Origin of the sequence: Burkholderia sp. BDU5 (genome assembly GCF_001522845.1) — a bacterium.
Taxonomy (GTDB): Bacteria; Pseudomonadota; Gammaproteobacteria; order Burkholderiales; family Burkholderiaceae; genus Burkholderia; species Burkholderia mayonis.
This window is the reverse complement of sequence record NZ_LOWC01000109.1, coordinates 316,822-323,494: the sequence shown is the minus strand read 5'-3', so window position 1 is coordinate 323,494 and position 6,673 is coordinate 316,822. Positions and strand designations below refer to the sequence as shown.

General features: G+C 63.9%; 8 protein-coding genes and 1 pseudogene. 7 read left to right on the top strand and 2 right to left on the bottom strand.

Annotation, left to right across the window (positions count from 1 at the left end):
- The first annotated feature begins 92 nt into the window (after positions 1-92).
- From WS69_RS17555 to tssF, 4 genes are all read left to right on the top strand, one after another.
- Positions 93-464 carry a hypothetical protein gene (locus WS69_RS17555; protein ID WP_156438201.1) on the top strand — a complete coding sequence of 124 codons (372 nt, stop codon included), beginning with the start codon at positions 93-95 and terminating at the stop codon, positions 462-464.
- Positions 465-544: 80 nt separating this feature from the next.
- Positions 545-805, top strand: coding sequence for a PAAR domain-containing protein (locus WS69_RS17550; protein ID WP_059471967.1), 261 nt, complete (start codon positions 545-547; stop codon positions 803-805).
- A gap of 12 nt (positions 806-817) precedes the next feature.
- Positions 818-1,744, top strand: coding sequence for a hypothetical protein (locus tag WS69_RS17545; protein ID WP_059471966.1), 927 nt, complete (start codon positions 818-820; stop codon positions 1,742-1,744).
- Positions 1,745-1,748: 4 nt separating this feature from the next.
- Positions 1,749-3,626, top strand: a complete 1,878-nt coding sequence (gene tssF, locus WS69_RS17540) for a type VI secretion system baseplate subunit TssF (protein WP_059471965.1) — start codon at positions 1,749-1,751, stop codon at positions 3,624-3,626.
- Positions 3,627-3,700: 74 nt separating this feature from the next.
- Here tssF and WS69_RS17535 read toward each other — a convergent pair.
- A pseudogene (locus WS69_RS17535) lies at positions 3,701-4,497 on the bottom strand (transcriptional regulator GcvA); the annotation flags it as partial.
- Positions 4,498-4,594: 97 nt separating this feature from the next.
- Here WS69_RS17535 and WS69_RS17530 point away from each other — a divergent pair.
- Positions 4,595-5,197, top strand: a complete 603-nt coding sequence (locus WS69_RS17530) for a chromate transporter (protein WP_059471964.1) — start codon at positions 4,595-4,597, stop codon at positions 5,195-5,197.
- Complete coding sequence (locus WS69_RS17525) at positions 5,194-5,724, top strand: chromate transporter (protein ID WP_010113459.1); 531 nt, start codon at positions 5,194-5,196, stop codon at positions 5,722-5,724. Before WS69_RS17530 ends, WS69_RS17525 begins: the two co-directional genes overlap by 4 nt.
- Before the next feature lie 144 nt (positions 5,725-5,868).
- Here WS69_RS17525 and WS69_RS17520 read toward each other — a convergent pair whose 3' ends face one another.
- Positions 5,869-6,207: a hypothetical protein gene (locus WS69_RS17520; protein WP_059471963.1), complete on the bottom strand. Its 339-nt coding sequence runs from the start codon at positions 6,205-6,207 to the stop codon at positions 5,869-5,871.
- A 112-nt stretch (positions 6,208-6,319) separates the two neighbouring features.
- On the opposite strand from WS69_RS17520, the gene WS69_RS17515 reads away from it, so the two are divergent.
- Positions 6,320-6,664 (top strand): zinc ribbon domain-containing protein YjdM, encoded by a 345-nt coding sequence (locus WS69_RS17515; protein WP_059471962.1) that lies wholly within the window; start codon positions 6,320-6,322, stop codon positions 6,662-6,664.
- Positions 6,665-6,673 lie beyond the last annotated feature (9 nt).

Below are 6,673 nucleotides of genomic sequence, written 5' to 3'. Positions count from 1 at the left end.
TGGACGGGTGAAACGGACGGTCGAATGCATGCCGCAGCTTGGCTCGACAAGCCGGCCGCTCGCGCAACTTGATGGGCCCTCGGGAGCCGGTTATGAAGTTCGCCACTACGATATGTGCGACGGCATTCTATCTTTTTGCCTCGAACGTGCACGCTAAATGCGATGATGTTGGCCGCCTTGCGGCTGCTATTGCTCTCGTGCATCTCAAGCAGGAAGGGCTGACGGATAACGACAAGGTTGATTTCAAGAAAACCCAGTGGAAGCAGCTCGCTGTTCAACATCTCGATACGCCCGAGTCGGTCGGCAATGACGAGTACCGTTACGTGCACGATATCGTCTTCACCGAGAAACGCGGAATGACCATCGAGGTCATCACGACAAGTGTCGCCACGCAGCACGAATCCTGTGCAATGTCGGATACAAATGTGTATGTCGTATCGAAACGATTTCTCACGGAAGAGTGATACGCCCGGCGTTGTATCACTGCACGAGATCGACGCGCTGAAGGGTCCCTGATGGTCGCGCAAATTGGAGTCAGCAGACGATGAAAGACGAAAACGGACGCGGCGTGATTCGCCTGCGCGACAAGACGACCCACGGTGGTGAAGTGATCACCGCGAGCGACGATTTGACAGCGCTTGGCGTTCCGGTTGCGCTGAAGGATCACCTGACATGGTGTCCGAAGTGCGGCGGGCAGTTCAGGATCATCCCGGAAAACAGCACGCGCAATCACCATGGTACGCCGGTCGCCTTTCACGACGATCCAACGGAGTGCGGCGCGCGATTGATTTCATCGCTCGAGTAAAAGGCGTCGCGCATGAACGGCTCGACGAATCGAATGAAGGAAACAGCATTGACCAGCGCATCGTCACGCAACATCGCCTTAGCATCCGATGCTCAGCGTCAAACGCTGCGCGCCGACATTCGTCAGCGGCTCGCTACCGCGCTGATGCGTTCAGGCGACGCCGTCACCGATCCGAAGCTCGCTCGCTTGCCTGGACCGGTTCGCTATCGGGTCAGGGGTGCGCTCGCCGCGTGGGACGCGCTGCGAACCGCAACAGACCGCCTGCTCGACGCCGCCTATATCGCGGAGGATGTGCCGATAGGCATGCTCGAGATGCCGACCGATACGCTATGCATCGTCCCCGAACCCACCCGCTGGAAACAAGCCGGCGACATTGAGGCGATCGCGATTTTCAAGAACGACCGGTCAATCGGATTTGCGACATGGTTAATGGCCGGCGGCCCCAGCGACGGTGCGGCAATGGATTCGATTACGCTGCCGCTGGAGGACCCCGACAAGACGATCCGTGAATTGGTGGATGAGTTGTTCCAACAGCCCGCGGCTGACGGATTGCCCGATTCGCCCGACGCTCAGCAGTTCTGGCGCAACGCCCTGAACTATGCGATCAAGATGTCGTTGTACCTCAACGCACGCGACGCGCAGGTTGTGCGTGATCGCGCTTATTCGAGCGCGTCGCGACACTTTCCGGGGCTCGGCAAGCGCAAGCGCACGGAACGGCTCGCGGAAATCGAACAGCTCTACGACCGACACATCGTCGGCCCCGCGATTTTCGACGCTGAGGCGGCCGGATCAGTTCCATCGGACAGCGCACAGCGCGAAGTGAGCAGTCACTGGCGGCGGCCGCATTTCCGGATGCAACCATACGGCCTGCAAGCGGCATTACGCAAACTTATCTTCGTCGGCCCAACGCTTGTGCGTCCCGACCGGCTGGGGCTGTAGCTGAATGGATCACCTGCTGTCGCATTACGAATACGAACTCGGGTTGCTCGCGCGGGCGTTGGGCGATTTCGCCATCCGCTATCCGAAGATCGCCGCCCGGCTCGGCATCCAGAGCGGCCGGACCGACGATCCGCATGTTACGCGTCTGATTCAGACCTTTTCGCTTCTTGCCGCGCGCCTCGATTCGAAGCTGGCTGACGACTATCCCGAATTCACCGAGGCGCTGCTCGAGGTTGTCCATCCGCACTACCTGCGAACCGTGCCATCGTGCGCGATTGCCCGATTCGAACCACGGGGGATCGTCGGTCAACTGACAGAACCGGTCGTCGTGCCGCGCGGTATGGCGTTGAACGCGCGCACGGCCCCGGTGCGATTCCAGTCGACCTACAACGTGACCATCTCGCCGTTGCAAATCCGGTCCGCGCGGTATACACCGACGACGCTGGCACCGTCGGCCGTGAGATTGCCAGCCGACGCAACCGGCGTGCTGTCGATCAGCTTTACGTCGGCCGCTGGTCCGTTCACGGCGGCCATTCCGGACGGTCCCATACGTGTATTCCTTACCGGTGAGCGGCCGTTCGTCTCGTCGCTGCTGGACGCTTTGCTGTTGCGCGCGGCTGCCGCGTACGTTGAGGTCGATCGATGTGGGCGCTGGCGGGCCCTATCGAAGGTGCCGTTCGAACCGGTCGGTTTCTCCGATGACGAACGCTTGTTGCCGGACAGCCGAACCACCAGCCGGATCGCGACCACCTATCGTTACCTGCTGGAATACTTCGCGTTTCCCGAGTTGTTCGATTTCGTTGATCTAGACATGGGACGCGTGCGGCGTGCAGCAAGCGCCCCCGACGCTCGGGAACTGACCTTGCATGTCGTATTGCGCGATACGCCCGCCGACCCGGTCGCTGCGCTGGCGCTCGCGTCGCTCGACGCAACGGCGTTCAAGCTGTTCTGCACGCCCGTCGTGAATCTATTTTCACAGCCGGCCCAACCCATTGTGTTGAAGGGGCAGGATGCCTATCCGGTTCAGCCCGTGCGACTGGCGAAACACTCGCCGCTGGGCGTGTATTCGGTCGACGCGGTCTATCTGGGCGAGTTGTCCAGGAAAAAAGACAAAGACGAGGACGTGCCGTTCGAAAGTGATCGCCCCAGAATTCTGGTGCGGCCTTATCAGGCCCTGAGTCACGATCCACGCGCTGATTCAGCGGCGGTCTATTGGGTCGCGTTTCGTGATCGCGACGCCGGATCGGCCGGCCATCAAACCATGATGTTGTCGTTGGTCGGACTGGATGGACAGTCGGCCCGGCCGAAGCTGCCGCAAATCGATGTAATGACGACAGTGACAAATCGCGACCTGCCGGCGCGCTTGCCCATCGGCAATTCACTGGGCGATTTGCTGCTCGAAAACAAGGCGCTGGATTGTCCGATCCAATTGATCACTCGGCCGACGTTGACGGCCGAGCTGCCGCGTGGCAACGGCGCGTTGTGGCGCGTGCTGTCGACGTTGTCGCCGCATTCGCTGGACCTGACGCGGGACGGGCTGCCGGCCCTGAAAGCATTCCTGCGGCTCCACGCGGTGCGCACAACGCCGCTGGTACAGCGCTGCATCGACGCGATCACCGATCTGGACTACAAGCCGGCGATCAAATGGATGTCGCTGGATAGTCAGTTTCCGTCGTTCGTGCGTGGCATCGAAATCATGCTGTCGTTCGATGAGACCGCGCTGCGAGAGGTCAGTCTGGTCGTGTTCACGAAACTGCTCGAACGGTTCTTCGCGCCGTACGAGCCGATGAACAGCTATGTTCAGTTGGTGGTCCGTTCGGCGCAGACCGGCCAGGAACTGACGCGAGGTGCGGCCACGCCCGGCATGCAGCCGCTGATCTGATCCCGGGCAGGTCTGATCTACAACCGGATAGAGGTATCCTTAGGGGCCTTGATTTATAAGGCTTGCTTGCTTCACCAGTAGCTGCGCGTCGCGATTCGCGGGCCCGGCAGCGGCGTCACGAGCCGGCCGCTCGCAAGCTCGTCGGCGATGAGCGGCAGCGGCCCGAGTGCGGCGCCGAGGCCGTCCACCGCCGCCTGCAGCGCGAGATAGAAGTGGTCGAACGACTGCTTCTTGCGGCCCTTCATCGGCGTGCCCGCCGCGGCGAACCACTCGCGCCATGCGTCGGGGCGCGTATCCGAATGCGGCAGCACGTGGCGTGCGAGATCGTCCGCGCCCGCGATCGGCGCGCGTTTCAGGAGCGCCGGACTGCACACGGGAATCATGCTTTTGTCGAGGAACCGGCCGCTCGCGCAGTTCGGCAAGCGGCCGGGCCCGCGCCGGATCGCGACGTCGAAGCCGTCGAGCGAGCCGAGCGGCGCATTCGACGTCGACAGCTTCAGCTCGACGTTCGGCGCTTCGCGCTGGAACCGTGACAGGCGCGGCAGCAGTCATTTCATTGCGAATGTCGGCAGCGCGTTGATGCGCAGCACGCGCGCGGCGCCCGTCCGCGCAACTGCTCGGTCGCGCGTGCGATGCTGTCGAACGCCGCCTCGACGGTCGCGAGATAGCGGCGGCCTTCGTCGGTGAGCTTCACCCGCTTGCCGTGCCGGAGGAACACCGGCTTGCCGAGCCACGCCTCGAACGCGGCGATCTGCCGGTTGATGGCACCGTGGGTCACATGCGGCTCCTCGCCCGCGGCGCTGAAGCTTTCATGTCTTGCAGCTGCCTCGAAGGCCTTCAGTGCAGGAAATGGCGGGAGATCGCGTGCCATGTTTGTGATTCTAGATCACAAAGCCGCGCCGATAAAATCGTTTGGAGTCCACGGCGAACGGGCGTAACCTCGGCTCGTGAAAATTGCGAGGACTCCCATGCAATCTTGTTCCGAACCCGCTGGCGGCGGACATGCGGTCGACGTCCGCGTCGTCGATCTGTTCGTCGGTTTCCTCGGCCTCGGGCTGATGTCGTTCGGCGGCGCGCTGCCGTTCGCGCGCCGCGCGCTCGTCGAGGAGCGCCGCTGGCTGACCGCCGACGCGTTCACCGATCTGCTCGGTCTCTGCCAGTTTTTGCCGGGCGGCAACGTGATCAACCTGTCGGTCGCGGTCGGCATGAAGTTTCGCGGCGTGCCGGGCGCGATCGCAGGCCTGCTCGGCCTCGTCGCCGGGCCGACGCTCGTCGTCATCGGGCTTGGCGTGCTGTATGCGAAGACGCAGCACAATCCGAGTGTCCATCATCTGTTCGGCGGCCTCGCGGCGGCCGCGGCGGGCCTCCTCGTCGCGATGGCGGTGAAGGTCGCGAAGCCGCTGCGCGACGCGCGCATGGCCGCGTGCGTCGCGGCGCTCGCGTTCGTTGCGATCGCGGTGCTGCGCACGCCGCTGTTGCCGACGATGCTCGTGCTGACGCCGGTGAGCATCTGGCTCGCCTCGCGCGCGCCGCGCGAGGCGAACACGAGCGCGCAGGGCGTGCGGCGATGAGCGACACGCTTGCCGCGCTCGCGGTGATCTTCGGCCAGCTATCGCTGCTCGCGTTCGGCGGCGGCAACACGATCCTGCCCGAGATGCAGCGTCAGGTCGTCGATGTCCATCACTGGATGAGCGCGCAGGCGTTCACCGCGCTCTTCGCGCTCGCGCAGGCGGCGCCGGGGCCGAACATGATGATCGTGCCGCTCGTCGGCTGGCACGTCGCGAGCTGGCCGGGCCTGCTCGTGTCGTCGCTCGCGAAGTTCGGGCCGTCGTCGATCGTGACGATGCTCGCGCTGCACGCGTGGGAGCGCTTCAAGGACAAGCCGTGGCGTCGCTACGTGCAGCAGGGGATGATGCCCGTCACCGCGGGCCTCGTCGTCGCGAGCGCTGTGCTGATCTCCGAGGCGTCGAACCGGTCGGCGCTGCAATGGGGAATCACGGCGGCGGTCGCGGTGCTCGCGTACCGCACCCGTGTGCATCCGCTGTGGCTGCTCGCGGGCGGCGCGCTCGCCGGACTCGTCGGCGGTCTCTTCGCATAGACGGGCCGCGGTGGCGCGCGGTGCGCATCGCGCGGCAAGACGGGCGCGAATGCTTGCGCGTCGGCGCCGGGTCCGCGCGAGCGCCGCCGCTGAGTCCGCCGCCGCTCGTGCGCGCCGGGCGCGCGCCGGATCGCCGGGCGGACGTCAGTCGGCCGCGTGCGCGTTGTTCTTCACGAGACCGAGCAGCTTGCCTCGCTCGGTGTTCAGATCGGTGCCTGTCGACGACCAGTCGAGCACATAGCCGTGGTTGAGCGAATCGCGCACGATCGACGAGTAATCGGACTTCGCAAGCTTGCCGTCGCGCATCGCGCGGTTCACTTCGTCCTGGAGATCCGGCGTGAAGCCGGGATAGGCGGCGACGAGCGCCGCGTACTGGCGCGCATCGATTTCGCCCGATTCGCGGTTGAGCGCCCACACGACGACGAGCACGATCGCGACGAACGGCACGGCGGTGTAGCGCAGGAAGAATTTGGCGGCTGTCATGGCAAGGCGGATGCAGTGAATCGTGAGACGGATCGCCGGGTGCGGGCGGTGCGTACAAGCGGGCGAGTATACTTTCACGCATTCGATCAACTGCAAATAAGGTTGCAACACCATGTCGACGCTTCCCGCCTGCCCGCAATGCGCAATGGAAAACACGTATCCGGACGGCGAACATTATATTTGCGCGGACTGCGGACACGAATGGCCGATCGCGGGCGAGGCGAGCGCCGCCGATGACGACGCGTCCGCCGTCGTGAAGGACGCGAACGGCAACGTGCTCGCCGACGGCGATGCGGTCGTGCTGATCAAGGACCTGAAAGTGAAGGGTTCGTCGATCACGCTGAAGATGGGCACGAAGGTGAAGAGCATCCGGCTCGTTGGCGGCGATCACGAAGTCGACTGCAAGATGGACGCCGGCAACTTCATGCTGAAGGCGTGCTATCTGAAGAAGGTCTGAGCGGCGCGC

Excerpts from the sequence above, each read along its gene's own strand:
- WS69_RS17555 (WP_156438201.1), top strand. The coding sequence starts at position 93 with ATGAAGTTCGCCACTACGATATGTGCGACGGCATTCTATCTTTTTGCC.
- WS69_RS17550 (WP_059471967.1), top strand. The coding sequence starts at position 545 with ATGAAAGACGAAAACGGACGCGGCGTGATTCGCCTGCGCGACAAGACG.
- WS69_RS17545 (WP_059471966.1), top strand. The coding sequence starts at position 818 with ATGAACGGCTCGACGAATCGAATGAAGGAAACAGCATTGACCAGCGCA.
- tssF (WP_059471965.1), top strand. The coding sequence starts at position 1,749 with ATGGATCACCTGCTGTCGCATTACGAATACGAACTCGGGTTGCTCGCG.
- WS69_RS17530 (WP_059471964.1), top strand. The coding sequence starts at position 4,595 with ATGCAATCTTGTTCCGAACCCGCTGGCGGCGGACATGCGGTCGACGTC.
- WS69_RS17525 (WP_010113459.1), top strand. The coding sequence starts at position 5,194 with ATGAGCGACACGCTTGCCGCGCTCGCGGTGATCTTCGGCCAGCTATCG.
- WS69_RS17520 (WP_059471963.1), bottom strand. The coding sequence starts at position 6,207 with ATGACAGCCGCCAAATTCTTCCTGCGCTACACCGCCGTGCCGTTCGTC.
- WS69_RS17515 (WP_059471962.1), top strand. The coding sequence starts at position 6,320 with ATGTCGACGCTTCCCGCCTGCCCGCAATGCGCAATGGAAAACACGTAT.